The sequence below is a fragment of the Microbacterium sp. 67-17 genome (assembly GCF_001898325.1).
Classification (GTDB): domain Bacteria; phylum Actinomycetota; class Actinomycetes; order Actinomycetales; family Microbacteriaceae; genus Microbacterium; species Microbacterium schleiferi.
The window spans coordinates 1-25073 of record NZ_MKTR01000017.1; the positions used below are offsets into that span (position 1 = coordinate 1).

The 25073-nt window shown below is 66.4% G+C and carries 25 protein-coding genes; all 25 read left to right on the forward strand.

Features of this window, described 5'->3' with window-relative positions:
* Nucleotides 1-120: integrase core domain-containing protein (locus BGO47_RS07960; protein ID WP_292710592.1), on the forward strand; the 120-nt coding region annotated here is incomplete at its 5' end.
* Between the two features lie 117 nt (nt 121-237).
* A complete protein-coding gene (locus tag BGO47_RS07965) occupies nt 238-534 on the forward strand; it encodes an ATPase (RefSeq protein WP_292710318.1) in 297 nt (98 codons plus the stop codon).
* Nucleotides 535-597: 63 nt separating this feature from the next.
* Nucleotides 598-3258 (forward strand): alanine--tRNA ligase, encoded by a 2661-nt coding sequence (gene alaS / locus BGO47_RS07970; protein WP_292710321.1) that lies wholly within the window; start codon nt 598-600, stop codon nt 3256-3258.
* Entirely contained in the window at nt 3255-3728 is a 474-nt protein-coding gene (gene ruvX, locus BGO47_RS07975) for a Holliday junction resolvase RuvX (RefSeq protein ID WP_292710324.1), read from the forward strand. Before alaS ends, ruvX begins: the two co-directional genes overlap by 4 nt.
* 1 nt (nt 3729) lies before the next feature.
* Nucleotides 3730-5346 carry an endolytic transglycosylase MltG gene (mltG, locus tag BGO47_RS07980; RefSeq protein WP_292710327.1) on the forward strand — a complete coding sequence of 539 codons (1617 nt, stop codon included), beginning with the start codon at nt 3730-3732 and terminating at the stop codon, nt 5344-5346.
* Between the two features lies 1 nt (nt 5347).
* Nucleotides 5348-6187 carry a shikimate dehydrogenase gene (locus tag BGO47_RS07985; RefSeq protein WP_292710330.1) on the forward strand — a complete coding sequence of 280 codons (840 nt, stop codon included), beginning with the start codon at nt 5348-5350 and terminating at the stop codon, nt 6185-6187.
* 4 nt (nt 6188-6191) lie between these two features.
* Nucleotides 6192-7436: a chorismate synthase gene (gene aroC / locus BGO47_RS07990; protein WP_292710333.1), complete on the forward strand. Its 1245-nt coding sequence runs from the start codon at nt 6192-6194 to the stop codon at nt 7434-7436.
* Between the two features lie 22 nt (nt 7437-7458).
* Nucleotides 7459-7974, forward strand: coding sequence for a shikimate kinase (locus BGO47_RS07995; protein WP_292710336.1), 516 nt, complete (start codon nt 7459-7461; stop codon nt 7972-7974).
* Nucleotides 7971-9047: a 3-dehydroquinate synthase gene (gene aroB, locus BGO47_RS08000; protein WP_292710340.1), complete on the forward strand. Its 1077-nt coding sequence runs from the start codon at nt 7971-7973 to the stop codon at nt 9045-9047. The genes BGO47_RS07995 and aroB overlap by 4 nt, the downstream gene beginning before the upstream one ends.
* Nucleotides 9048-9073: 26 nt before the next feature.
* Nucleotides 9074-9529 carry a type II 3-dehydroquinate dehydratase gene (gene aroQ, locus BGO47_RS08005; protein ID WP_292710343.1) on the forward strand — a complete coding sequence of 152 codons (456 nt, stop codon included), beginning with the start codon at nt 9074-9076 and terminating at the stop codon, nt 9527-9529.
* A gap of 44 nt (nt 9530-9573) precedes the next feature.
* Nucleotides 9574-10230 carry a TetR/AcrR family transcriptional regulator gene (locus BGO47_RS08010; protein WP_292710346.1) on the forward strand — a complete coding sequence of 219 codons (657 nt, stop codon included), beginning with the start codon at nt 9574-9576 and terminating at the stop codon, nt 10228-10230.
* A complete protein-coding gene (locus tag BGO47_RS08015; RefSeq protein ID WP_292710349.1) occupies nt 10227-11081 on the forward strand; it encodes a 3-hydroxyacyl-CoA dehydrogenase in 855 nt (284 codons plus the stop codon). Before BGO47_RS08010 ends, BGO47_RS08015 begins: the two co-directional genes overlap by 4 nt.
* Before the next feature lie 176 nt (nt 11082-11257).
* On the forward strand, nt 11258-11818 hold the full coding sequence (gene efp, locus BGO47_RS08020; protein WP_292710352.1) for an elongation factor P: 561 nt from the start codon (nt 11258-11260) through the stop codon (nt 11816-11818).
* A 3-nt stretch (nt 11819-11821) separates the two neighbouring features.
* Nucleotides 11822-12256 carry a transcription antitermination factor NusB gene (gene nusB, locus BGO47_RS08025; RefSeq protein WP_292710355.1) on the forward strand — a complete coding sequence of 145 codons (435 nt, stop codon included), beginning with the start codon at nt 11822-11824 and terminating at the stop codon, nt 12254-12256.
* Between the two features lie 78 nt (nt 12257-12334).
* The gene (locus BGO47_RS08030) at nt 12335-13900 is read left to right on the forward strand and encodes a Rieske 2Fe-2S domain-containing protein (protein WP_292710358.1); all 1566 of its coding nucleotides are present in this window, start codon (nt 12335-12337) and stop codon (nt 13898-13900) included.
* 71 nt (nt 13901-13971) lie between these two features.
* The gene (gene pyrR, locus BGO47_RS08035) at nt 13972-14502 is read left to right on the forward strand and encodes a bifunctional pyr operon transcriptional regulator/uracil phosphoribosyltransferase PyrR (protein ID WP_292710361.1); all 531 of its coding nucleotides are present in this window, start codon (nt 13972-13974) and stop codon (nt 14500-14502) included.
* Nucleotides 14499-15479 carry an aspartate carbamoyltransferase catalytic subunit gene (locus tag BGO47_RS08040; RefSeq protein ID WP_292710364.1) on the forward strand — a complete coding sequence of 327 codons (981 nt, stop codon included), beginning with the start codon at nt 14499-14501 and terminating at the stop codon, nt 15477-15479. The genes pyrR and BGO47_RS08040 overlap by 4 nt, the downstream gene beginning before the upstream one ends.
* The gene (locus BGO47_RS08045) at nt 15476-16786 is read left to right on the forward strand and encodes a dihydroorotase (protein ID WP_292710368.1); all 1311 of its coding nucleotides are present in this window, start codon (nt 15476-15478) and stop codon (nt 16784-16786) included. The genes BGO47_RS08040 and BGO47_RS08045 overlap by 4 nt, the downstream gene beginning before the upstream one ends.
* The gene (locus tag BGO47_RS08050; RefSeq protein ID WP_292710371.1) at nt 16783-17304 is read left to right on the forward strand and encodes a hypothetical protein; all 522 of its coding nucleotides are present in this window, start codon (nt 16783-16785) and stop codon (nt 17302-17304) included. Before BGO47_RS08045 ends, BGO47_RS08050 begins: the two co-directional genes overlap by 4 nt.
* Nucleotides 17301-18458, forward strand: coding sequence for a glutamine-hydrolyzing carbamoyl-phosphate synthase small subunit (gene carA / locus BGO47_RS08055; protein WP_292710374.1), 1158 nt, complete (start codon nt 17301-17303; stop codon nt 18456-18458). Before BGO47_RS08050 ends, carA begins: the two co-directional genes overlap by 4 nt.
* Nucleotides 18451-21738, forward strand: coding sequence for a carbamoyl-phosphate synthase large subunit (gene carB / locus BGO47_RS08060; RefSeq protein WP_292710377.1), 3288 nt, complete (start codon nt 18451-18453; stop codon nt 21736-21738). Before carA ends, carB begins: the two co-directional genes overlap by 8 nt.
* The gene (gene pyrF, locus BGO47_RS08065) at nt 21735-22589 is read left to right on the forward strand and encodes an orotidine-5'-phosphate decarboxylase (RefSeq protein WP_292710380.1); all 855 of its coding nucleotides are present in this window, start codon (nt 21735-21737) and stop codon (nt 22587-22589) included. Before carB ends, pyrF begins: the two co-directional genes overlap by 4 nt.
* Entirely contained in the window at nt 22582-23490 is a 909-nt protein-coding gene (gene gmk, locus BGO47_RS08070) for a guanylate kinase (RefSeq protein WP_292710383.1), read from the forward strand. The genes pyrF and gmk overlap by 8 nt, the downstream gene beginning before the upstream one ends.
* A 60-nt stretch (nt 23491-23550) precedes the next feature.
* Nucleotides 23551-23805: a DNA-directed RNA polymerase subunit omega gene (gene rpoZ, locus BGO47_RS08075; RefSeq protein ID WP_195693834.1), complete on the forward strand. Its 255-nt coding sequence runs from the start codon at nt 23551-23553 to the stop codon at nt 23803-23805.
* A gap of 73 nt (nt 23806-23878) precedes the next feature.
* Nucleotides 23879-25072, forward strand: a complete 1194-nt coding sequence (gene metK, locus BGO47_RS08080; protein WP_292710390.1) for a methionine adenosyltransferase — start codon at nt 23879-23881, stop codon at nt 25070-25072.
* The last annotated feature ends 1 nt before the right edge of the window (nt 25073 follow it).

Genomic DNA, 25073 nt, shown 5'->3' on the forward strand with positions numbered 1-25073 from the left:
CGCCGCGCAGCCCTGCCCGCCTGGCTGCACTTCTACAATCACCACAGGCCCCACACTGCGATCGGGAAGCTCCCGCCCATCAGCCGGATCTCAAACAACCTGCCTGGGCAGTACAGCTAAGCACCGTTGCGCGGCGCGCTAAGCCGCGCGCTGGCAAGGGCGTCGGGGAGACCCGGCGCCCTTCGCTGTTCTCGCCTACGATGGAATGAGCCGCCGTCGCGGAAAGGGAGTGAGCGCATGAAAAACCTGCTGTGGTTCGCACTGGGGCTTGCCGGGGGTTTCGTCGCCGCCCATTACGTCAACAAGGATCCGCGCGGACACGAACTGCTCGCCGAGGTGGATGCGCGTATCTCGCAGTTCACCGACCGGATCGCGGATGCGTATCGTGAGCAGGAAGCCCGGATTGTCGGGATCGTCGAAGATGCCGTGGATTCGGCATCCGCGACCGCCGACGCCGTGACCGAGGCCGTGACGGACGCTGCCGGCGATGCCGCCGACGCAGCGAAAGACGCCGCCAAGAAGCTCACCGACTGATCTCAATGCGTGCGTGCGTCGCCCGGGCCGGGCGATGCCGTTCACCCGTGCAAAGGAAACCCGATGAAGACCGCTGAGATCGCCCAGCGCTACCTCGACTACTTCGAGAAGAACGATCACGTCATCGTTCCGAGCGCATCGCTGGTCACCGACGACCCATCACTGCTCTTTACCGTCGCGGGAATGGTGCCCTTCATTCCCTACCTCACCGGGGTCGTTCCCGCGCCCTACCCTCGCGCTGCTGACGTGCAGAAGTGCATCCGCACCAACGACATCGAAGAGGTCGGCAAGACCGCACGCCACGGAACGTTCTTCCAGATGCTGGGGAACTGGTCGTTCGGCGACTACTTCAAAGCTGGCGCCATCGAATACGCCTGGGAACTGCTGACCTCGCCCGAGTCGGCCGGCGGCCTCGGCTTCGCCGAGCGCGACCTCTGGGTCACCGTGTACGAGGACGATGACGAGGCAGCCGGGCTCTGGAAGAAGATCGCCGGGCTTCCCGATGAGCGTATCCAGCGCTTCGGCAAGGAAGACAACTACTGGTCGACCGGTCAACCGGGTCCCGCGGGGCCCTGTTCCGAGATCTATTTCGACCGGGGACCGGCGTACGGCCCGGACGGGGGACCGGCAGTCGATGACAGCCGGTTCACCGAGATCTGGAACCTCGTGTTCATGCAGTACGCGATCACGAACGTTCGGTCCAAAGTCGATTTCGATGTGGTGGGCGAGCTCCCGCAGAAGAACATCGACACCGGCATGGGCCTGGAGCGGGTCGCGTTCATCAAGCAGGGCGTCGACAACATGTACGAGACCGATCAGGTGCGCCCTGTGCTCGATCTCGCCGTCGCACTGTCGGGCCGCACCTACGGTGCCGTCCACGAGGATGACGTGCGATTCCGCGTTGTCGCCGATCACGTTCGTTCCTCGCTCATGCTGCTCTCCGACGGGGTCCGCCCCTCGAACGAGGGACGTGGCTACATCCTCCGCCGCCTCATGCGCCGCACGGTTCGTGCGATGCGCCTGCTCGGTGTCGACGCGCCGACGTTCCGCGAGCTGTTCGCCGCGTCGCGGGATGCCATGGCTCCCGCCTACCCGACTCTCGCTACCGACTACGACCGGCTGGAGTCCGCGGCGGTCGCCGAGGAAGAGACGTTCCTTCGTACGCTCGCAGCAGGATCGACGATCCTCGATCTTGCTGTGGCTGAGACCAAGAGCTCCGGCAAAGCCGAGATCGCCGGCTCCGAGGCGTTCCTGCTGCATGACACCTACGGTTTTCCGATCGACCTCACGCTCGAGATCGCCGAAGAGGCCGGTCTGTCTGTGGACCGGGCCGCTTTCGACTCGCTCATGCACGAGCAGCGCGAGCGCGCCAAGGCCGACGCGAAGTCGCGCAAGCGCGCCATCGCAGATCATTCGGTCTACCGCGAGTTCCGCGCCCTCGGCGAAACGACGTTCACGGGATACACCGATCTTGAAACCGAGTCCCGCATCCTCGGGGTTCTCGTGGATGGGGTCTCTGTCGATCGTGCCGCCACCGGTCAGGTGGCCGAGGTGATCCTCGCCGAGACGGCACTGTACGCGGAGTCGGGTGGTCAGGTCGCCGACAAGGGAATCATCGTCGGTCCCGGCTATCAGCTCGATGTCATCGATGTGCAAAAGCCGGTACCGGGCCTGGTGAGTCACACAGTGGAGGTGACCAGTGGCGAGGTCGCTGTCGGGTTGGCGGCTACCACGATCGTGGATGCCGCCAACCGCCGTGCGGCAGCACAGGCGCACTCCGCGACCCACCTCGTTCATGCCGCCCTTCGCGACACGCTCGGGTCATCGGCCACGCAGTCGGGATCGCTGAACCGCGCCGGCTACCTGCGCTTCGACTTCGCGTGGACTCAGGCTCTTTCTCCTGAGACGAAGTCTGAGATCGAAGAGATCGCAAACAACGCCGTGCGCGACAATCTGCAGGTCACCACGCGTGTCCTCGCGCTCGACGAAGCCAAAGAGCTCGGCGCCATGGCCCTGTTCGGGGAGAAGTACGGCGACACCGTTCGGATGGTCGACATCGGCGGACCGTGGTCGCGCGAGCTGTGTGGTGGCACCCACGTCGCGACGAGCGCCGAAGTTGGCCTCATCAACCTCGTGGGCGAATCCTCGGTCGGCGCCGCCAATCGTCGTGTCGAGGCGCTCGTCGGCGCTGATGCCTTCCGTGAGCTCGCCGCCGAACGAGCGATCGTCTCACAACTGACCTCGTCGCTGAAGACCCCCCGAGATCAGCTGCCGGCGCGCATCGCCGAGCTCGCCGCGAACCTCAAGGCAGCCGAGAAGAAGATCGCGTCGCTGCAGGCGAAAGCTCTGAGCGAGCAGGTTCCGGACCTCGTTGCCGGCGCTCGTCGTGTGGGCGCACTGTCGGTCATCACCGCCAACCTCGGCCGCACAGGCTCGGCTGACGACCTCAGAGCCGTCGCGCTGAAGGTCCGCGAGCGACTCGGTTCCGACGCTGCGGTCGTCGCTCTCGGAGGCGAGGTCGATGACCGACCGGTCGTCATCGTTGCCACGACCGACGCGGCACGCTTGCTCGGCGTGAAGGCCGGCCCCCTGGCAAAGGCTGCCGCGACGACACTCGGCGGTGGCGGTGGCGGACGCGACGACCTCGCCCAGGGCGGTGGCGCCGATGTCAGCGCGCTGGCTCGCGCCCTCGATGACGTCGTGGCGGGGCTGCCCCGGCCGTGAGCGGATTTCGCCGCGGCATCCGTCTCGCCGTCGACGTCGGGAAGGTTCGTGTGGGCGTCGCCCAGTGCGATCCTGACGGCATGCTTGCGACGCCGACCGAGACTGTCGCGCGCGGCGACGGCACGATCGGGCGCTTGGCTGAGCTCGTATCCGATATGGATCCGATCGAAGTCATCGTCGGCCTGCCGATCAATCTGCGGGGAGAACGCACCGCCTCGACCGAAGACGCAGAGGCGTTCGCCGTCGAGCTGGGTGCCCGGATCACCGTTCCGATCCGGATGCTCGATGAGCGCCTGAGCACGGTCTCGGCGCACAGCGCCCTGCGCGCATCGGGCAAAACCACCCGAACTTCTCGTACCATGGTGGATCAGGTCGCCGCCGTCGTGCTGCTGCAGCAGGCGTTGGACATCGAGAAGAGCACCGGCCGCCCACCGGGTGCGCTACTACCCCCCGCCGAGGAGCCTGCCTGACATGCCCGACGATTCGTCACCGTTCGACGATCCGTTCGCCGATCTCTTCGGGAAACTCCCGGACGGTCGGTCGCGCGGGACCGGAGGTGCAGCCTCGGCCTCGTCAGAGCCGTCTGCCCCCACTACCGGCGATCCCACTGACAGCGTCCCCACTACGGACGAACCGCCAGCACCGGTTCCAACTTCCGAGGGATCGTCCACGCCGGCTCCGCCGTCACGGCGTGCAGCGCGTGAGGCCCGTGCCGCCGGCACGACCGGCGGCACGCCGTCAGATCCTCAGCTCCCCGCACAGCCGACGAGCACGGCTGGCTCCGCCGCGGCAGACGACGATGTGCCGCCGGAGCTGTTCTGGGCCGCGGTCGCAGCGCCGCCGGCCTCCACCCAAAGCCTCACCTCGACCTCGACCTCGGCCCCTCGCGCGGAGCGTCCCGCGCCGGCACCGACCGGCACCCTCGATGACCTCTTCGCAGGAGAGCGCACCACGGATGACATCGGCATGACCCCTCCACCGGCAGAACGCCGCCGTCGCCGACGCGGCGGATGGATCGCCCTCATCGTCGTTCTCGTGCTCTTCGGCGGAGCTGCGGCAGGCGGCTGGTGGGTGTGGTCGACGTACGAGGACAAGATCCGCGAGGTGCTGGGCTGGGAAGAGCCGCAGGAATACGAGGAGGGGATCGCCACCGGCGAAGCCTTCCTCACGATCGTGTCGGGGGATACCGGCGCATCGATCTCACCCAAGCTCTACGACGCAGGTGTGACGAAGACGCCTGACGCGTTCTACGACTACCTCGTCGCCGAAGACCTCAATCCGCCGTTCGTCCCCGGCGTCTTCCGGCTCCAGCAGCAGATGACGTCGGCAGCGGCGCTGGAGGCGATTCTCGATCCCGCCAACAAGATGGAAAACACCGCGCAGTTGCGCGAGGGACTCACGGTCTATCAGTCGATCCAGATCCTCTCCGACAGCCTCGGAATCCCGCTCGAGGACTTCCAGGCCGCAGTGGCCGACCCGGGTCTGTACGGCGTGCCCGTCAATCAAGCTATCGTCGCTGCCGGTGGGCAGCCGCTGGAGGGCTGGCTGTTCCCCGCGACCTACACCTTCGACCCTGGCGTGACCGCACAGCAGGTCATTCAGACGCTCGTCGATCGCGCGGTCCAGTCCTTGGATACTGCGGGCGTACCCGTCGACGATCGGGAGCGCATCCTCACCGTCGCATCGATCATTCAGCGCGAAGCCCGTTTTGAGGCCGATTTCTACAAGGTCTCGCGCGTCATCCAGAACCGCCTCGATCAGGGCATGAAGCTGCAAATGGACTCGACGGCTCAGTACGGCTACGGCGAGTTGCATGACGGCACAGTAAGTTCATCGGGCGAGGCTCTCACCGACAACAATCCGTGGAACACGTACGTCATCGATGGACTGCCAGTCGGCCCCATCGCCAACCCGGGCGACCTCGCGATCGACGCGGCGATGCATCCTGAGGACGGCCCGTGGCTGTACTTCGTCACGGTGAACCTCAACACCGGCGAGACGGTCTTCACGACCAACTACGACGACCACCTGGCCGCCGTGGAGCAGTGGCGCCAGTGGTGTACGGACAACCCCGACGCAGGCTGTTGAGGTGACGCAGCGACGTACGCGTCTGGAGGTCTGGGGTGACCCGATCGAGCACAGTCGGTCACCCCAGCTCCACGCTGCCGCGTACCGCGCGCTCGGCCTGGATTGGTCCTACGGACGCCGCCGCGTCTCGGCGGAGAGCTTCCCTTCGGAGTTGCACTCGCTCGACGACGCCTTCCGAGGCCTGTCGGTCACGTATCCACTCAAAGAAGCGGCTTTTGCGGCATCCGTTACCCGCGATGCGCGTGCGGAACTTACCGGAGCCGTAAACACCGTTCTGCTGACCGGTGCCGGGCCTTCCGGATTCAACACGGACGTCGGCGGCATCGTCGGGTCTCTCGCCGAGTGCGGAATCACCGAGTTGCGTCGCGTCAGGATCGTCGGGGCAGGCGCCACGGCGACATCTGCGCTCGTGGCTGTCACGGAGCTTGGTGCGGACGAGATCGAGGTCGCAGCCCGGCGGCCTGAAGCTGTCGCCGGGCTCCGCGAGATCGGCGACAGGCGTGGACTCACCGTTCGCGGCGTCCCTCTCGCGCAGCCTGAGCTTGCACCTGTCGACCTGACGATCGCGGCGCTCCCCGGCGGTGCTGTGGTGGCTGACGCAGGCGCCGATCGGCTCGCATCGGGCGGTGGGGCGTTGTTCGACGTTGTCTACGGGCAAGGGATGACGTCCCTGCAGGCCGCCTGGCTCCGCGCCGGTCATCCGATTCATACGGGAGAAGGGATGCTGCTGCACCAGGCGGTGCTGCAAGTGCGGATCTTCGTCGGCGGCGATCCGGCAGTGCCACTTCGCGACGAGTCGACTGTTGTCGGCGCGATGCGAGCAAGCCTCATGGGAGACTAGACCAATGCTCCGCGTGCTCACGGCCGGCGAATCGCACGGCCCCGAACTGGTCGCCGTCATGGAGGGTCTTCCCTCTGGCGTTCCCATTTCCCGCTCCGAAATCCAGGCTGATCTTGCCCGCCGCAAGCTCGGGTACGGGCGCGGATCGCGCATGAAGTTCGAAGAAGACGAACTCACGATCTCCAGCGGCGTCGTCCACGGGATGAGCCTGGGCAGCCCAATCGCGCTGCGCATCGCGAACACCGAGTGGCCCAAGTGGGTCGAGGTCATGAGCGCTGAACCCATCGAACTGACCGAGAAGTCGCGCGGTCGCGGAGCAGCGCTCACCCGTCCCCGCCCCGGGCACGCCGACCTCGTCGGGATGCAGAAGTACGGGTTCGACGAGGCCCGGCCGATCCTCGAGCGGGCAAGCGCGCGCGAAACGGCCGCCCGTGTCGCGCTCGGGGCCATTGCTCGGGCGTTCCTCGCCGAGCTCGGCATCCGTCTTGTCTCTCACACGGTAGGTATCGGTCCGGTCGAAGCGCCCCGGGACGCTCCGCTGCCTACGCCCGACGATGTCGAAGCGCTGGATGCCGACCTGATGCGCTGCTTCGATCCCGAGACCTCGGCGCGGATGGTCGCCGAAGTCGACGACGCTCGTAAAGCCGGCGATACCCTCGGCGGTGTCGTCGAGGTCCTTGCGTTCGGACTCCCGCCGGGGCTCGGCAGCCACGTTCACTGGGATCGTCGGCTCGACGGCAAGCTCGCGCAGGCGCTCATGAGCATTCAGGCGATCAAGGGCGTCGAGGTCGGCGACGGCTTCCTGACGGCGCGGCGCCGGGGCTCGGAGGCTCACGATGAACTGTTCTCGACCGATGGCGGCATCGCCCGAGCCACGGATCGCGCCGGGGGTACCGAGGGTGGCATGTCAACCGGAACCGTCCTGCGGGTTCGTGCCGGAATGAAGCCGATCGCCACCGTCCCGCACGCACTGCGCACGGTGGACGTGGCATCCGGCGAGACCGCCAGCGCGCACCACCAGCGATCAGATGTGTGCGCTGTCCCGGCAGCCGGCGTGGTCGCCGAAGCCATGACAGCGCTCGTGCTCGCTGAGGTCGTACTTGAGAAGTTCGGCGGCGACAGCGTCGCCGAGACGCGTCGCAACCTGCAGTCCTACCTCGCAGCGATTCCCGCGGCCCTGCGCACGAGCGCAGAAAGCGACGAATCGCTGCTGGACGCGGCAGTTCTCACCAGCGATGGCCCCCGCTAGTCCGCTCGTTCTGGTCGGCCCCATGGGGGCAGGAAAGACGAGCATCGGGCGTCGCGTTGCCAAGGCACTGGGCGTGAGGTTCATCGACACGGATGCCGTGGTCCAGCGCGAGCACGGGCCGATCGAGCAGATCTTCGAGATCCAGGGCGAGTCAACCTTCCGCTCCTGGGAACGTGCGGCGATCCAGGACGCTCTCGGGCGCGGCGGTGCCGTCGTGTCGCTCGGCGGCGGAGCCGTGCTGGATGCCGACACTCGTGCGGACCTCGCGACATGCGATGTCGTCATGCTCACGGTCGACCCCCGCGTCGTGGCAGTGCGGATTCAGGGAACGGCTCGCCCGCTCCTGTCCGGCGAGGACCCGCTTGAGCGGTGGCGACGCATCTGGCAGGAGCGTCGTCCCCTCTATGAAAGTGTCGCCGACATCACGATCGACACGTCGACCGGTCCCCTCCAGCACGTCGTGGACGAGATCGTGTCGTGGGCGCGCCACCGCACCGAGTCCTCCTATCCACGCGCCACCGGGAAAGAAGAGTCATGACCGCTCCGACGACAATCGCCGTTACCGGCGACAGCCCCTACGACATCACGATCGGTCGCGGCATCCTGGACTCGGTCGGTGCGGCACTCCCGACAGCTGCACAGCGTGTGCTCATCGTGCACCCGCCGACCCTGTCAGCACAGGCTGAAGAGCTGCGCGGACGCCTACAGGGCGAGCGGCAGGTGCTTCTTGCCGAAGTGCCCGATGCCGAAGCCGGCAAGCGCGTCGAAGTCGCGGCATTCTGTTGGCAGGTCATGGGCCAGGCGAACTTCACTCGCAGTGACGCCGTCGTCGGCTTCGGCGGGGGAGCGGTGACGGACCTGGCCGGGTTTGTCGCCGCGACCTGGCTGCGCGGCGTCTCGGTCGTGCAGGTTCCAACGACCGTCCTCGGCATGGTCGATGCTGCAGTCGGCGGAAAGACGGGCATCAACACCGCCGAGGGAAAGAACCTCGTGGGCGCATTCTGGCCGCCGGCTGCCGTCGTTTGCGACCTCGATCTCCTCGAGACCCTGTCACGCAATGAGACTGTTGCTGGGTTCGCCGAGGTCGTGAAGGCGGGCTTCATCTGGCATCCGGAAATCCTGGAGCTCATCGAGAGGGATCCCGACGCTGCGACAAACCCGGCATCCGACGCGTTCCGGCGGTGCATCGAGTTGGCGATCGGGATGAAGGCCCGCGTCGTCTCCGAAGACCTGCGTGAGGCAGGGCTTCGCGAAGTCCTCAACTACGGCCACACCCTCGGGCACGCTATCGAGCACACCGAGCGGTATCAGTGGCGCCACGGCGCGGCAATCTCCATCGGCATGGTGTTCGCCGCCGAACTCTCGCGGCTCGCCGGGCGGCTTTCGGATGACGCCGCCCAGCGGCACCGCGACATCCTGACCACCCTGGGCCTGCCGACCACCTACCGAGCCGGGGCATGGCAGCAGCTGCTGTCGACGATGCAACGAGACAAGAAGACGCGGGGAAGCATGCTGCGCTTCATCGTCCTTGACGACATCGCCCGCCCTACGGTTCTGCAGGCCCCCGACGAGTCGCTCCTGTTCGCTGCATACCAAGAAGTGGCGGGGTGAGCCAGGCGCACTGATAACGTGCACACGTGACCGCCCGCCGCCTGCTGCTCGTGAACGGACCGAACCTCAACCTGCTCGGCATTCGCGAGCCCGAGGTCTACGGTCGTGAGACGCTCGCGGACGTCGAGCGGATGACAACGGCTGCCGCAGCACAGCGTGGCTTCGCCGTGACGGCGGTGCAGAGCAACCACGAGGGCGTGCTCCTGGATGCTATCCACCAGGCGCGCACGACGTGCGCCGGCATCGTGATCAACCCGGGGGGCCTCACGCACACGTCAGTCGTGTTGCGGGATGCACTGGCGGCTGTCGCGCTGCCTGTGGCCGAGGTTCACATCTCGAACGTGTACGAGCGCGAGGAATTTCGTCATCACTCGTACGTCGCCGACGTGGCCGCAGTCCACGTGATCGGCGAGGGGGTCGCCGGCTACGTGCGGGCGACCGGCCTGCTGATCGACATCATCGCTCGCGTCGCAGACGGCTGACGGACCTGAAAACTGAGTAGACTCATTTATGAGGGTACTCAGATATGACTGCGGAACAGAGCCGCCGAGAGCGCAGCAAGCTGCAGAAGCGTGCGCGCATCTTCACCGCTGCGCGCACGCTGTTCGCCCAGCACGGTTACGCCGCCGTGACCACACAGCAAGTCGCAGAACACGCTGATGTCGCCGCCGGCACGGTGTTCCGCTACGCCGCGACCAAGGCAGAACTGCTCCTGATGGTGTTCAACGCCGACTTCAGAGCCTGCGTCGAACGCGGCCTCGCCGAGGCCGCCGGTGTCTCACCCCCGACGGCTGCAATCTGGACGGCGCTGGCACCGACGCTCGCCGCCGCCGCCGCTCGCCCCGCCGATACCGCGGCGTATCAGCGCGAGCTCATCTTCGGCGAGGCCGCAGACCCGCATCGTGCGGAGGGGCTCGCCATCGTCGCGCACCTGGAGGAGGGAATCGCGCGACTGCTCGCGGGGGAGCACCCTGGCGATGACGCGCACAGCGCGGCACGCGCAGTGTTCGCCTGCGCGCACGTCGTTCTGGTGCGCGCGAGCACCGGCGGCGACCTTTCTGCCGCACAGCTGCAGGTACAGATCGAACAGATCGTCGCCGGTTGGGACCGGCGCACCATCCGCGCGGCCGACATGTCGCGCACGGCCAAGCGGGCGATCCCCGCTGGAGAGAAGGAATCATGACCGACATCACCACTGTCGCCGTCCTCGGCACAGGCGTTCTCGGTTCGCAGATCGCGTTCCAGACCGCGTACAGCGGATTCGCCGTTACGGCGTATGACATCAGCGACGACGCGCTGGCCGCGGCGCGGGAACGCTTCGCCCGCCTCGCCGCGACCTACCGGGCTGAGGTCCCCGGCGCTGCCGAAGACGGCAAAGCCGACCTCGCGCTGATGCGCCTGACACTCACAACCGACCTGAGCGTGGCCGCCCAGGCCGACCTCGTGATCGAGGCCGTTCCCGAGGTGCTTGACCTCAAGCGTGACGTGTACAACAAGCTCGGCAAGCTCGCCCCGGAGAAGACGATCTTCGCAACGAACTCGTCGACGTTGCTGCCTTCTGACATGGTCGAGTTCACCGGGCGGCCGGATCGCTTCCTCGCGCTGCACTTCGCGAACCGAGTGTGGAAGTTCAATACAGCCGAGGTGATGGGCACCACGCATACCGATCCCGCGGTTTTTGCCACCGTGCAGGAGTTCGCGACGGAGATCGGCATGGTGCCGATCGCGATCCACAAGGAAAAGGCCGGCTACGTTCTAAACAGTCTTCTCGTCCCCCTGCTGAACGCCGGTATGGGCCTCGCCGCCGGCGGGTACGCGTCGGTCGAGGACATCGACAAGACCTGGCGGATCGCGACCGGCGCCCCCTTGGGCCCGCTGCAGATTCTCGATGTGATCGGACTTACCACGCCGTACAACATCTTGACGCACAGCTCGACGGGCGACGAGAAGCTCGCTACCTGGCTGAAGGAGACCTACATCGATCAGGGCAAGCTCGGCGTTGCCACGGGCGAGGGCTTCTACAAGTACGCGTGAAGCCATCGCGGCAACTGTGCGGCCGGGCACGTCGCCCGGCCGCACACGACTTCCTCCCGCGTGGGCGGCGGTGGCCCGCCCGTGCTTGCCGCCCATGATCCCGTAGAATGATGCGTCGGGCCTGCCTCGACGAGTTCAGCTGCCCCTCGGAACCCCCAGAACGGAACTGAACACTCATGGCATCCACCGCAGACATCAAGAACGGCGTCGTCCTCAACATCGACGGACAGCTCTGGAGCGTCGTGGAGTTCCAGCACGTCAAGCCCGGTAAGGGCGGCGCGTTCGTGCGCACCAAGCTCAAGAACGTGATGACCGGCAAGGTCGTCGACAAGACGTTCAACGCCGGCGCCAAGGTCGAGACCGAGAACGTCGACCGCCGCGACTTCACCTACCTCTACAACGACGGTGACGGCTTCGTGTTCATGGACGTTGCCGACTACGACCAGATCACGGTCGGCGCCGCGACGGTCGGAGACGCCGCGAACTTCCTCCTGGAGAACCAGCAGGTGCAGATCGCGCTCAACAACGGCAACCCGCTCTACATCGAGCTGCCGGCATCCGTCGTGCTCGAGATCACCTACACCGAGCCGGGCCTGCAGGGCGACCGCTCGTCGGCCGGTACCAAGCCCGCAACCGTCGAGACCGGCTACGAGATCCAGGTGCCGCTGTTCCTCGAGACCGGCACCAAGGTCAAGGTCGACACCCGCACGGGTGACTACCTCGGCCGGGTCAACTGACGCGTGAGCGCACGCACCAAGGCGCGCAAGCGCGCCCTCGACATCCTCTTTCAGGCAGATGTCCGCGGTGAGGATGTCGCGCTGACGCTCGCCGCCGAGGCCCGTCGCGCCGCATCTGAGCCGGCGCGCGAAGCTTCGTGGCTGTACGCCCGCGAGATCGTCGATGGCGTGATCGACAACGCGCCGGCCATCGACGAGGCCATCACCGCTGCGGCGAAGGGCTGGACTCTTGCCCGGATGCCCGCCGTGGACCGCGCGCTGCTGCGGATCGGCACCTGGGAGATCGTGTACAACGACGGCGTCCCTGCCGCTGTAGCGATCGATGAAGCAGTCGAGCTTGCGAAGGAATTCTCGACCGACGACTCCGGAGCCTTCGTGCACGGCGTGCTCGGCCGGGTAGCGCGCGGGGGCGAAACTCCCGCCGAGAAGGTCAACTGACCTCGCCGCATTTGCACGGCGTGAACCGGCGGCTGCTGCGCAGCAGCCGCCTACACTCGTCTCGGGAGAGGAGCGACCATGCGCATCACCGGACTCGGACATGCCGGCATGTTCATCGAGACCGCCGGGGGCTCGATCCTGTGCGACCCGGTCATCGGGCCGTCATTTTTCGGATCGTGGTTTCCCTTCCCTGACAACCGGGGCTTGGAGTGGGAGCGGTTCGGCGCAGCCGACTTCCTCTACATCTCACACCGGCATCGGGATCATTTCGATCCACGGATGCTCCACCGCTATGTCCGCCGCGACATCCCGGTGCTCTTGCCGGAGTATCCGACCGACGACCTCGAGCGCGACCTGATCGACCTCGGTTACACGAACATCATCCGCACGGAGGCCGGTGTCCCGCTGACGTTCGGCGACATGACGCTCATGATCACCCCGCTGCGCGCCCCCTCCGATGGCCCGATCGGGGATTCATCGCTGTCGGTGGATGACGGCACTGCCAGCATCCTCAACCAGAACGACTCGCATCCGCTGGACCTCGAGAAGCTCCTCTCGTTCGGCAAGCCTGACGCCTATTTCACGCAGGTCTCCGGTGCGATCTGGTGGCCCATGGTCTACGACCTCCCGCAGGATTCCAAGCAGCACTTCGCGCAGCTCAAGCGCGAGGCGCAGAACAAGCGCGCCATGTACTACATCGACAAGGTGGACGCGGCGCACGTGTTCCCCATGGCGGGGCCCCCGATGTTCCTGCGTGAGGAACTGTTTCGCTACAACGGCACGGGCCTGGAGAACGACTCGATCTTCACCGATCAGGCTGAGTTCCTGGAGCACCTGCGCGCGCAGCGGCCCGACAAGGTCGGCCACCTGTTCGTTCCTGGCACACAGGTCGACATCATCGGCTCCGATGTCACGATCACGCAGACCCTCTATACGGATGCCGAGATCGAGCGCATCTTCCACGACAAATGGACCTACCTCGCCGAGCAGCGCGACAGTCGGCAAGACGAGGTCCGCGCCGAGGAGTCGCGGCGTGCGGCAGTACTCCCGCCTGCGGAGATGCTCGCGGCGATCAAGGAGTGGTGGGAGCCGCTGCTGCGGCGCGCACGCACCATCCGAGACGGCGTGGGCGGCAACGTGCGGTTCCGCATCGGCGAACTCGATATGGTCGTCGACTTCCCGAAGGCAAAGGTGCGCGAGTACGCGGGGGAGGAGTGCATCTACTGGTACACGATCCCCGCTGACCTCGTCTCGACCAACATCGCCGACCATGAGATCGACTGGTCGAACTCGATCTTCCTGTCGATGCAATTCTCGGTGGGACGCAGCGGCAAATTCAACGAGTTCCTCACCACGTTCCTGAAGTGTCTCTCGCGCGATCGAATCGAGTACGTGGAGAACTGGTATGCCGAGCAGTCGGACCAGACAGAAGATGTGCAGCTCGAGGACTGGGTCCTCCAGCGACGCTGCCCGCACCTGCGGGCCGACCTTACTAAGACCGGCAAGATCGAGGACGGCGTGCTGACCTGCTCGCTGCACGACTGGAAGTGGGACCTTGGCAGCGGCAAGTGTCTGACGACGACGGGGCATCCCATCCGGTCGCAGCGGATCACCGAGACGGCTGACGCGCCTGCCACTGCCTGACGAGCGCTTCCGGTAGGCTCGAAGCACAGCAACCTTTAACACCGTCCTGTGAGGCGGAGAAGGGAGCGACGATGAGCACCCGCGCAGTCATGCAGGATGCCGACATCTCACGCGCTCTGACGAGAATCTCTCACGAGATCATCGAATCCAATCGCGGCGCGGGCGAGCTCGTCCTCCTCGGCATCCCGACCCGTGGGGTCCCACTGGCAGAGCGCATCGCTGCGCTCATCGGCGACTTCACCGGCCAGACGGTGCCCGTCGGCTCGATCGACGTCACGATGTACCGCGACGACCTGCACCGCAATCCGACGCGGACTCCCCACCCGACGCGCATCCCGGACTCAGGCATCGACGGGAAGACCGTTGTCCTGGTCGACGACGTGCTCTTTTCAGGGCGCAGCATCCGGGCAGCCCTCGATGCCCTCCAAGACATCGGCAGACCCGCCGCCGTGCGCCTCGCGATCCTCGTCGACCGCGGACACCGCGAGTTGCCGATCCGCCCCGACTTCGTCGGCAAGAACCTTCCCAGCTCGCGCTCGGAGCACGTCGCCGTGCGCCTGCGGGAGATTGATGGTGAAGACGAGGTGAGCATCCGATCATGAGGAACCTGCTCGATACCGCCACCCTGAGCCGGGCCGACGCGCTGCGGATCCTGGACACCGCGGAGGATATGTCAGACACGCAGCGCCGGGAGATCAAGAAGCTTCCGACCCTGCGCGGCAAGACCGTCGTCAACCTGTTCTTCGAGGACTCGACCCGCACGCGCATTTCCTTCGAGGCAGCAGCCAAGCGCCTCTCCGCTGATGTCATCAACTTCGCCGCGAAAGGCTCGTCTGTCTCCAAGGGCGAGTCTCTTCAGGACACTGCGCAGACGCTCCAGGCAATGGGCGCGGATGCCGTCGTCATCCGACACGGCGCATCAGGCGCGCCCCACACCCTTGCCACGAGCGGCTGGATCAGTGCGGGAGTTGTAAACGCCGGTGACGGCACGCACGAGCACCCCACCCAGGCCCTGCTTGACGCCTTCACAATGCGCAAGCGTCTGTACGGAGATGACAGCCGGGGACGGGATCTCACCGGCACCCGGGTCGCAATCGTCGGCGACGTTCTCCACTCCCGCGTTGCGCGCTCGAACATGTGGCTGCTGCACACGCTGGGAGCGCACGTCACCCTTGTCGCCCCTCCGACGCTCGTGCCGCAGGATGTTTCGGCCTGGCCTGCCGACGTCGTCTACGACCTCGATGAAGCAATCGCCGCCGCACCCGACGTCCTGATGCTGCTGCGCATCCAGCTGGAGCGCATGAACGCCGCGTACTTCCCGAGCGAGCGAGAGTACGCGCGCAGATGGGGGTTTGATGCTCGGCGGCTCGCAGCCCTGGGCGCCGATAGCATTGTGATGCACCCGGGCCCGATGAATCGCGGACTCGAAATCTCAGCCGAAGCGGCCGATTCGGCTCAATCGACGGTCCTGGAACAGGTAGCCAATGGCGTGTCGGTGAGGATGGCGGTGCTCTACCTGCTGCTGGCGGGTTCGACGACAACACCAGCGACGACATCGACAGGTGAGGAACGAGCATGAACGAGGTCCTCCTGGTCCGCGGGGTCGAACTCGTAGACGGCAGCCGCACGGATCTGATCGTTCACGACGGAATGATCGTGGAGACAGGCGCCGGGCTCGACAAGCCCGGAGCTCGCGTCATCGACGCGTCAGGGCTCATCGCGCTTCCTGGGCTCGTCGACCTGCACGTCCATTTCCGCGAGCCCGGGTTCGAGGCATCTGAGACGATCCTGACGGGCTCTCGGGCGGCAGCCGCTGGCGGATTCACCACCGTCTTCACGATGCCGAACACCTCCCCGGTGGCCGACACCGCCGGCGTGGTGGAGCAGGAACTCGCCCTCGGAGAGGCCGCTGGCTACGTGACCGTGCAGCCCATCGGTGCTGTCACCGTAGGGCAGAAGGGCGAGCGTCTCGCCGAGCTCGGGGCAATGGCGGCCTCCCGGGCCCGGGTCCGTGTGTTCAGCGACGACGGGTTCTGCGTCTGGGACCCCGTCATCATGCGCCGCGCCCTCGAGTACGTGAAGGCTTTCGGTGGCGTGATCGCTCAGCACGCACAGGATCCGCGGCTCACCGAAGGGGCGCAGATGAACGAGGGTGTCGTGTCGGCCGAGCTCGGCCTCGCGGGATGGCCAGCTGTCGCCGAGGAGGCCATCATCGCGCGTGATGTGCTGCTCGCAGAGCACGTCGGGTCGCGCCTGCACGTCTGTCACCTCTCGACGGCGGGGTCGGTCGACATCATCCGCTGGGCCAAGAAGCGCGGAATCGACGTGACTGCCGAGGTGACGCCCCACCACCTGCTGCTCACCGAGGACCGGGTCCGCGGGTATGACGCCCGATTCAAGGTCAACCCGCCGCTTCGCACCACCGAAGACGTCGAAGCCGTGCGGGAGGGTCTCGCCGACGGCACGATCGACATCGTTGCCACCGACCATGCGCCGCATCCGAGCGAGACCAAGGCGTGCGAGTGGCAGGCTGCATCTCACGGAATGGTCGGCCTTGAGAGCGCGCTCCGCATCGTGCACAGCACCATGGTGGAGACCGGTCGCATGACCTGGAGCGATGTGGCGCGCACGATGGCGGCAGCGCCGGCGCGGATCGGGAGCCTCAGCGGGCACGGAACCCCCGTGGCCGCTGGTAACCCGGCGTCGTTCACGCTCTACGACCCGGCTCCGACCCGCACGTTCTCGGTCGATGACCTTCGAGGACGTAGCCGAAACTCGCCCTACCTCGGGGAAGAACTACCCGGCGAAATCCGGTGGACGATCAATCGCGGCACCGTGACTGTCGCAGACGGGGCGCTTCTCGAGACGCCAGGAGTCCTGTCATGACCCGTGAGGCCGCCGTCCTGGTGATGGTCGCCGTGGCCGTCGTGCTGCTGGGGCTCGCCGCCTGGGGCTGGGTGCGTCGTGCCCGCCGTGATCGGACGCCCCTCATCCAGCCAGCCGAGTTGAACGATGCCGACGTACTCCGCGAGACGATCGACGCGCTCTACGTCGCGACCACGGTCCATGACGCTCCGCTCGAACGGATCGCGGCGCCGGGCCTCGGCTATCGATCACCGGCGACTGTCACCGTGACGGATTCCGCTGTCGCGCTGGACCTGACCAACCAGCCGCGCATCACCATCGGGGCCGACCGGATCAGCGCCGTAACCCAGGCAACCCTCACGATCGATCGTGTCGTCGAGAAGGACGGCCTCGTCCGTCTGAGCTGGCTCGCCGACACGGGTGTGGTCGTCGACACGTATCTGCGCCCTCGGGAGACGTCGGCCCGGCACCTGGCCGACGTTCTCGCGCCCCTGGCCACTGCACCTGACCCCTCCACCGCAACCGGAGATTCCGAATGAGCTTGTTCACCACCGATCCCGCCGTGCTCGTCCTCGAGGACGGCACTCGATTCCGCGGCCACGCCTACGGCGCACGGGGAATGGCCCTCGGCGAGGTCGTCTTCGCAACCGGCATGACCGGCTACCAGGAGACCCTTACCGATCCGTCGTACGCGGGCCAGATCGTGCTGCAGACAGCTCCTCACATCGGCAACACGGGGATGAACGACGAAGACCCTGAGTCACGCCGGATCTGGGTCGCCGGCTACATCGTGCGCGACCCCTCACGTGTGGTGTCGAACTGGCGTGCTGACGAATCCCTCGACGAGGCGCTTGAGCGCGACGGCATCGTTGGAATCAGCGGGATCGATACCCGCGCCGTGACCCGTCACATCCGTTCGGCGGGGTCGATGCGGGGCGGTGTGTTCTCGGGGGATGCTGCAGCCCTCGATGCCGAGGAGCACCTGCGCCTGGTCCGCGACGCGCCATTGATGGCCGGTCAGAACTTGTCGGCATCCGTATCGGTGAGCGCACCCGAGGTGACTGCCGCAACCGCAGAGCGGCTCGGGTCGCTCGCTGTGATCGACCTCGGTATCAAGAAGGCCACGATCGACAACCTCGCGGCGCGCGGGTTCGACGTTCACGTGTTGCCGCAGGATGCGACGATCGACGACATCCGGGCGCTCGACCCGGTCGGCGTCTTCTACTCGAACGGTCCGGGTGACCCGTCGGCCTCAGCCGATCACGTGTCGCTCCTGCGATCCGTCCTCGATGATCGAGTTCCGTTCTTCGGCATCTGCTTCGGAAATCAGCTGCTCGGCCGCGCCCTCGGACTGGAGACGTACAAGCTGCCGTTCGGCCACCGGGGCATCAACCAGCCGGTCCTCGACAAGCAGACCGGCCGCGTCGAGATCACCGCCCACAATCACGGCTTCGCGGTCGATGCCCCCCTCGATGAGCCCTTCGACAGTCCCCAGGGCTACGGTCGCATCGAGGTGAGCCATATCGGTCTCAACGATCGCGTCGTCGAAGGGCTTCGCGCCCTCGACATCCCGGCGTTCTCGGTGCAGTACCACCCCGAAGCTGCCGCCGGCCCGCACGATGCCAACTACCTGTTCGACCGGTTCGCCGACCTCGTTCGCGCGAACCTCAGCACGAAAGAAGCGAATGCCTAAGCGCGACGACATCCGCTCCGTCCTGGTCATCGGCTCCGGTCCGATCGTCATCGGCCAGGCTTGTGAGTTCGACTACTCCGGAACCCAAGCCTGCCGCGTGCTGCGCGCCGAAGGTGTCCGGGTGATCCTGGTCAACTCGAACCCTGCCACGATCATGACCGACCCCGACTTCGCCGACGCGACGTACATCGAACCGATCACGCCCGAGGTCATCGAGACGATCATCGCGAAGGAGAAGCCCGACGCGATCCTGCCGACGCTCGGTGGCCAGACGGCTCTGAACGCCGCGATGGCGTTGCACGACCGCGGCATTCTCGAGAAGTACGACGTCGAGCTCATCGGGGCGAAGGTGGACGCGATCCGCAAAGGCGAAGACCGCCAGATCTTCAAGGAGCTGGTCATCGAAGCGGGCGCGGATGTCGCCGCGAGCCGCATCTGCCACACGATGGATGAGGTTCTCGCCGGCGCCGAGGAACTGGGCTATCCGCTCGTCGTGCGCCCCTCGTTCACGATGGGCGGTCTCGGTTCCGGTTTCGCCTACACCGAGGCCGACCTGCGCCGCATCGCGGGCGCCGGCCTGCACGATTCGCCCACGCACGAAGTGCTGCTCGAGGAGTCGATCCTCGGGTGGAAGGAGTACGAGCTCGAGTTGATGCGCGACACCGCCGACAACACGGTCGTGGTGTGCTCGATCGAGAACGTCGACCCCGTCGGTGTCCACACCGGCGACTCGATCACCGTCGCGCCGGCGCTGACGCTGACCGACCGCGAATACCAGAAGATGCGCGACATCGGCATCGACATCATTCGCGCCGTCGGTGTCGACACGGGCGGCTGCAACATCCAGTTCGCCGTCGACCCGACGAACGGTCGCATCATCGTGATCGAGATGAACCCGCGCGTCTCTCGCTCCTCGGCGCTGGCGTCGAAGGCCACCGGCTTCCCGATCGCGAAGATCGCCGCGAAGCTCGCCATCGGGTACCGACTCGATGAGATCCCCAACGACATCACCAAGGTCACACCGGCAAGCTTCGAGCCCACGCTCGACTACGTCGTCGTGAAGGTCCCGCGCTTCAACTTCGAAAAGTTCCCGGCCGCCGACACGACGCTCACCACGACCATGAAGTCGGTCGGCGAAGCGATGGCGATCGGCCGCAATTACGCGACGGCGCTGCAGAAGGCGCTGCGGTCGCTCGAGAAGCGGGGCTCCAGCTTCCACTGGGGTCCCGAGGAGCGCAGCGTCGAGGAGTTGCTCGAGATCGCGCGCACGCCGACCGACGGCCGGATCGTCGTCCTCCAACAGGCCCTGCGTAAGGGCGCGACAGTCGAGCAAGCGTTCGAGGCTACCGCGATGGATCCGTGGTTCCTCGACCAGATCGTGCTCATCAATGAGGTCGCGGCCTTCATCGCCGCGGCGGGCGAGCTGGATGCCGAAACGCTGCGCATCGCCAAGGAGCACGGTTTCAGCGACGCGCAGATCGCCGAGCTGCGCGGGATCACCGAGACCGAGGCCCGCGGCATCCGACACGGCCTCGACATCCGCCCCGTGTACAAGACCGTGGACACCTGCGCTGGTGAGTTCCCCGCGCTGACCCCGTACCACTACTCCAGCTATGACGCCGAGACAGAGGTCATGCCCTCCGAGCGCACCAAGGTCGTGATCATCGGATCGGGACCGAACCGCATCGGTCAGGGTGTCGAGTTCGACTACTCGTGCGTGCACGCCTCGTTCGCCTTGAGCGACGCGGGCTTCGAGACGATCATGGTCAACTGCAACCCCGAGACCGTGTCCACCGACTACGACACCTCTGACCGGCTCTATTTCGAGCCCCTCACGCTCGAAGACGTCCTCGAAGTGCTGCACGCCGAGGCGCGCTCGGGAACGATCCTCGGCGTCATCTGCCAGCTGGGCGGACAGACACCGTTGGGACTTGCCAAGGGGATCGAAGCGGCCGGTTACACGATCCTCGGCACGAGCCCCACGGCGATCGATCTCGCTGAGGAGCGGAGCCTCTTCAGCGGCATCCTCGCCGACGCGGGACTCGTCGCGCCGCGCCATGGCACCGCGGTCGACGCCGAGGGCGCCGTTGCCGTGGCCGAAGACATCGGGTACCCGGTGCTTGTCCGTCCGAGCTTCGTGCTCGGTGGACGCGGCATGGAGATCGTGTACGACACCGCGAGCCTGCGCGACTACTTCGTGCGCGTCGCCGACCAAGCCATCATCGGCCCCGGAATGCCGCTCCTGGTCGACCGCTTCCTTGACGACGCAATCGAGATCGACGTCGACGCGCTCTACGACGGCCACCAGCTCTACATCGGGGGCGTGATGGAGCACCTCGAGGAGGCCGGCATCCACTCCGGTGACTCCAGCTGCACGCTGCCGCCCGTGTCGCTCGGACGCACCGAGATCGATCGGGTTCGCGAGGCGACGCTCGCCATTGCGGCCGGCGTTGGGGTCCGAGGGCTCCTGAACGTTCAGTTCGCGATCAGCGCGGGCGTGCTCTACGTCATCGAGGCCAACCCGCGGGCCAGTCGCACCGTCCCGTTCGTGTCCAAGGCACTGGGGATTCCGCTTGCCAAGGCGGCCAGCCGCATCATGGCGGGCTCCACGATCGCCGATCTCATCGCTGAAGGGCTGCTGCCCGCATCCGATGGCTCACGCGTTCCCTTGGACGCCCCGGTCGCCGTGAAGGAAGCCGTTCTGCCCTTCAAGCGGTTCCGCACCAAGGACGGACAGATCGTCGATTCAGTCCTTGGGCCTGAGATGCGTTCGACCGGTGAAGTCATGGGTATCGACCGCGACTTCCCCACGGCCTTCGCGAAGAGTCAGGCCGCCGCATACGGCGGGCTGCCGCTGGAAGGGACAGTCTTCATCTCGGTATCGGATGCTGACAAGCGAGCGGTGATCCTCCCTGCTCACCGGCTGCAGGAGCTCGGGTTCGAGCTGCTGGCCACGGAGGGCACGGCCGAGATCCTTGCGCGCAACGGGATCGCCGTCGAGGTCGTCAACAAATACTCGGCGACGCAAGCCTCGGGTGAGACCAATATCGTCGACCTCATCAATGAGGGCCGCATCGACATCGTCGTGAACACCCCGAGCGGCGGGATGGCCCGAGCTGACGGATACGAGATCCGCGCCGCTGCTGTGGCCGGTGACAAGGCCCTGTTCACGACGATGGCAGTCCTCGGCGCCGCAGTCAGCGCATTCCCCGTGCTCCGCGAGGGTTTCGAGGTCAAGAGCCTGCAGGACTACGCACGCGAGAGGGCAGAACGCGCGTGAGGTCGTTCGGTTCGCGCCTGTGGGAGACGCTCGGTCGGTCTGGCCCGTTGTGCGTGGGTATCGACCCTCACGGGAGTCTGCTCGATTCCTGGGGCCTGGATTCCACCGCCGAGGGAGCGCGGCACTTCGGACTCCGCGTGGTGGAGGCGTGCGCGGGTCGGGTCGGCATCGTCAAGCCGCAGGTTGCGTTCTTCGAGCGCTACGGCGCGGCCGGGTTCGCGGCACTTGAAGACGTCATGGCGGCCGCGCGTGCGGCCGGGCTGATCGTCATTGCAGACGCCAAGCGCGGCGACATCGGAACCACGATGGACGGCTATGCCGCGGCCTGGCTCGAACCCGGCTCTCCGCTCGAGGCTGATGCTGTGACACTGAGCCCGTACCTCGGCCCCGACTCGCTCTACGCCACGGTCACGACGGCGATCCGCCGCGAGAAGGGCGTCTTCGTTCTCGCAGCGACGAGCAATCCGGAAGGCAGGCCCATACAGACCGCACTCACCAGCGATGATTCGGGGCCCGATGACGAGCGCGTCGCGGCGCGGGTAGCTCGCGAGATCGGTTCCCTCAACATCGGTCTGCCCGGGGCGCTCGGTTCGGCGGGACTCGTGGTCGGCGCAACCGTCGACCGCGCTGCATTCGGGCTCACCGACGTCGTCCTCGCCGGAACACCGATCCTGGCGCCCGGCTTCGGCGCGCAGGGCGCGCAGCCGGCCGATCTGCAGCGTCTTTTCGGCTACGTGGCAGCCAATGTCATCGCGTCCGAGAGCAGAAGCATCCTCGCCGTCGGCCCCGACCGCCTGGCCTCGCGTATCGAGGAGCGCGCAGCGCTGTACCCGCGAACCAGCCATGACTGAGCGCCCCGCCCCTCCCGAGGTCGACCGCCTCGCAGCATCCCGTCGGGCCGTCGCCGCCAGGCGGGAGCGTGCCTCGTTGAAACAGGATGTCGCAACTCGCGTGATCAGCCCGCAAGAGCTGCTCCGCCGCGCGCTTGCCGCCCCGGATTCACCTGCGGGCGCGATGCGTGTCACAGAATTCCTCACCGCAATCCCTGCGATCGGCGTCGGCAAGCGGGACAGAATCCTCGACCATCTGCAGATTTCGCCCGTGAAGCGACTCGGCGGCCTCGGCCGCAGGCAGCAGCAGGCTCTGCGTGCGTTTCTCGATGAGCGCCTGCCCGAGCCGCATCCACGCGCTGACCGGTCGGCCCTGGTGGTGCTCGCGGGACCCACCGCGGTCGGCAAAGGGACCGTGGCGCAGCACATCCGCGCTCACCACCCCGAGATCCACCTGTCCATCTCGGCTACGACCCGCCCGGCCCGTCCGGGGGAGCGTGACGGAGAGCATTACTACTTCGTCGACGATGCGGAGTTCGATCGGCTCATCGCAGATGGCGAGCTTCTCGAGTGGGCAACGGTCCACAACGCGTACCGCTACGGCACTCCGCGTGCACCGATCCGTGCCGCGCTCGATCGCGGTCAGGCGGTGCTGCTCGAGATCGATCTGCAGGGCGCACGGCAGGTGCGTGCGGCCCAACCTGACGCAACGCTGGTGTTCCTTCTCCCACCCAGCTGGGACGAGTTGGTCAGCCGATTGATCGGACGCGGCACCGAGGACACGGAGGAACGCGCGCGACGCCTCCGCACAGCGCGCGTCGAGTTGGCGGCCCAGGATGAGTTCGATTACCGCGTCGTGAACGCCGACGTCGCCGTTGCGGCGCGCGAGGTCGTAGAATTGATGAATGCGCCCGCGCGCTGAGCGCGACTGCGGCGCCACAGACCTCTCACCGACATCCGTCGCCAGCGAAGGGATTCCGCCATGGCCGGGAACAACAAGGGCATCATCGACCCCCCCATCGACAGCCTTCTCGAGAAGGTTGACTCGAAGTACCAGCTGGTGATCTACGCATCAAAGCGCGCCCGCCAGATCAACGACTACTACTCCGACCTGCACGAGGGAAACCTCTTCGACAACGTGGGACCGCTGGTTGATTCAACCGTCGAGGACAAGCCGCTGACCATCGCGCTCCACGAGATCAACGAAGACAAGCTTCGCCTCCGTCCGATCGACTGACGGTCACCTGTTCGCGCGCCGGTGTCGTAGGCCGGCGCGATACTGATCGGCGTCCACTACTGACGGGAGCTCCATGACCGCGTTGCGTCTGTTTACGTCCGAGTCGGTCACGGAAGGTCACCCCGACAAGATCTGCGACCAGATCTCTGACAGCATCCTCGACGCCATCCTGAGTGAGGATCCGACCGGGCGCGTCGCGGTCGAGACCCTCGTCACCACCGGACTGGTGCATGTCGCGGGTGAGGTGAGCACGTCCGCGTACGTCGAGATTCCCGCGATCGTTCGCGATGTGGTCAACCGCATCGGATACACCTCGAGCGAGACTGGGTTCGACGGCGACTCGTGCGGCGTGAGCATCTCCATCGGCGCGCAGTCCTCCGACATCGCGTCGGGTGTGAACAAGGCCTTCGAGCAGCGTGAACGCGGATCATCCGACCCTCGTGACGAGCAGGGCGCGGGCGACCAGGGCATCATGTTCGGCTATGCGACGACCGAGACGCCTCAGCTGATGCCGATGGCCGCGTGGACGGCGCACCGCATGGCTGAGCGCCTCGCCGAATCGCGACGCTCAGGTGCGCTGCCGTTCCTGCGTCCCGACGGCAAGACGCAGGTCACCCTCGGCTTCGAGGGGGCCGTGCCGCGCACCGTCGAGTCCGTGGTGCTCTCGACCCAGCACCACCCTGACATCTCGCAAGAAGACCTGCGCGCCCAGGTGCAGGAGACCGTCATCGATCCGGTTCTGGAGAGCACTGGACTCGATCTTTCCGCGGTCACCTACTACATCAATCCCGCTGGTCCGTTCGTGATCGGCGGCCCGAAGGGCGATGCGGGCCTCACGGGCCGGAAGATCATCATCGACACCTATGGCGGTGCCTCGCGCCACGGAGGCGGAGCCTTCAGCGGGAAGGACCCCTCGAAGGTCGACCGCTCTGCTGCCTACGCCATGCGGTGGGTCGCGAAGAACGCCGTGGCCGCAGGACTTGCTGATCGGCTCGAGGTGCAGGTCGCCTACGCCATCGGCAAGGCCGCTCCGGTCGGCCTGTACGTCGAGACGTTCGGAACCGGTCACGTGGCCGACGACATCATCACGACGGCGATTCTTGACGTGTTCGACCTGCGCCCGAAGGCGATCATCGACCAGCTCGATCTGCTTCGCCCGATCTATGCGCAGACCGCAGCCTACGGGCACTTCGGTCGAGAACTCGCCGACTTCACGTGGGAGCGCACGGACCGCGTCGACGACCTGCGCTCAGCCGCCGGTCTCTGAC

What these genes read in the sequence shown, in the direction of transcription:
- BGO47_RS07965 (WP_292710318.1), top strand. Translation starts at nt 238, where the DNA reads ATGAAAAACCTGCTGTGGTTCGCACTGGGGCTTGCCGGGGGTTTCGTC.
- alaS (WP_292710321.1), top strand. Translation starts at nt 598, where the DNA reads ATGAAGACCGCTGAGATCGCCCAGCGCTACCTCGACTACTTCGAGAAG.
- mltG (WP_292710327.1), top strand. Translation starts at nt 3,730, where the DNA reads ATGCCCGACGATTCGTCACCGTTCGACGATCCGTTCGCCGATCTCTTC.
- aroC (WP_292710333.1), top strand. Translation starts at nt 6,192, where the DNA reads ATGCTCCGCGTGCTCACGGCCGGCGAATCGCACGGCCCCGAACTGGTC.
- BGO47_RS07995 (WP_292710336.1), top strand. Translation starts at nt 7,459, where the DNA reads ATGGGGGCAGGAAAGACGAGCATCGGGCGTCGCGTTGCCAAGGCACTG.
- aroB (WP_292710340.1), top strand. Translation starts at nt 7,971, where the DNA reads ATGACCGCTCCGACGACAATCGCCGTTACCGGCGACAGCCCCTACGAC.
- BGO47_RS08010 (WP_292710346.1), top strand. Translation starts at nt 9,574, where the DNA reads ATGACTGCGGAACAGAGCCGCCGAGAGCGCAGCAAGCTGCAGAAGCGT.
- BGO47_RS08015 (WP_292710349.1), top strand. Translation starts at nt 10,227, where the DNA reads ATGACCGACATCACCACTGTCGCCGTCCTCGGCACAGGCGTTCTCGGT.
- efp (WP_292710352.1), top strand. Translation starts at nt 11,258, where the DNA reads ATGGCATCCACCGCAGACATCAAGAACGGCGTCGTCCTCAACATCGAC.
- BGO47_RS08030 (WP_292710358.1), top strand. Translation starts at nt 12,335, where the DNA reads ATGCGCATCACCGGACTCGGACATGCCGGCATGTTCATCGAGACCGCC.
- pyrR (WP_292710361.1), top strand. Translation starts at nt 13,972, where the DNA reads ATGAGCACCCGCGCAGTCATGCAGGATGCCGACATCTCACGCGCTCTG.
- BGO47_RS08040 (WP_292710364.1), top strand. Translation starts at nt 14,499, where the DNA reads ATGAGGAACCTGCTCGATACCGCCACCCTGAGCCGGGCCGACGCGCTG.
- BGO47_RS08045 (WP_292710368.1), top strand. Translation starts at nt 15,476, where the DNA reads ATGAACGAGGTCCTCCTGGTCCGCGGGGTCGAACTCGTAGACGGCAGC.
- BGO47_RS08050 (WP_292710371.1), top strand. Translation starts at nt 16,783, where the DNA reads ATGACCCGTGAGGCCGCCGTCCTGGTGATGGTCGCCGTGGCCGTCGTG.
- carA (WP_292710374.1), top strand. Translation starts at nt 17,301, where the DNA reads ATGAGCTTGTTCACCACCGATCCCGCCGTGCTCGTCCTCGAGGACGGC.
- carB (WP_292710377.1), top strand. Translation starts at nt 18,451, where the DNA reads ATGCCTAAGCGCGACGACATCCGCTCCGTCCTGGTCATCGGCTCCGGT.
- gmk (WP_292710383.1), top strand. Translation starts at nt 22,582, where the DNA reads ATGACTGAGCGCCCCGCCCCTCCCGAGGTCGACCGCCTCGCAGCATCC.
- rpoZ (WP_195693834.1), top strand. Translation starts at nt 23,551, where the DNA reads ATGGCCGGGAACAACAAGGGCATCATCGACCCCCCCATCGACAGCCTT.
- metK (WP_292710390.1), top strand. Translation starts at nt 23,879, where the DNA reads ATGACCGCGTTGCGTCTGTTTACGTCCGAGTCGGTCACGGAAGGTCAC.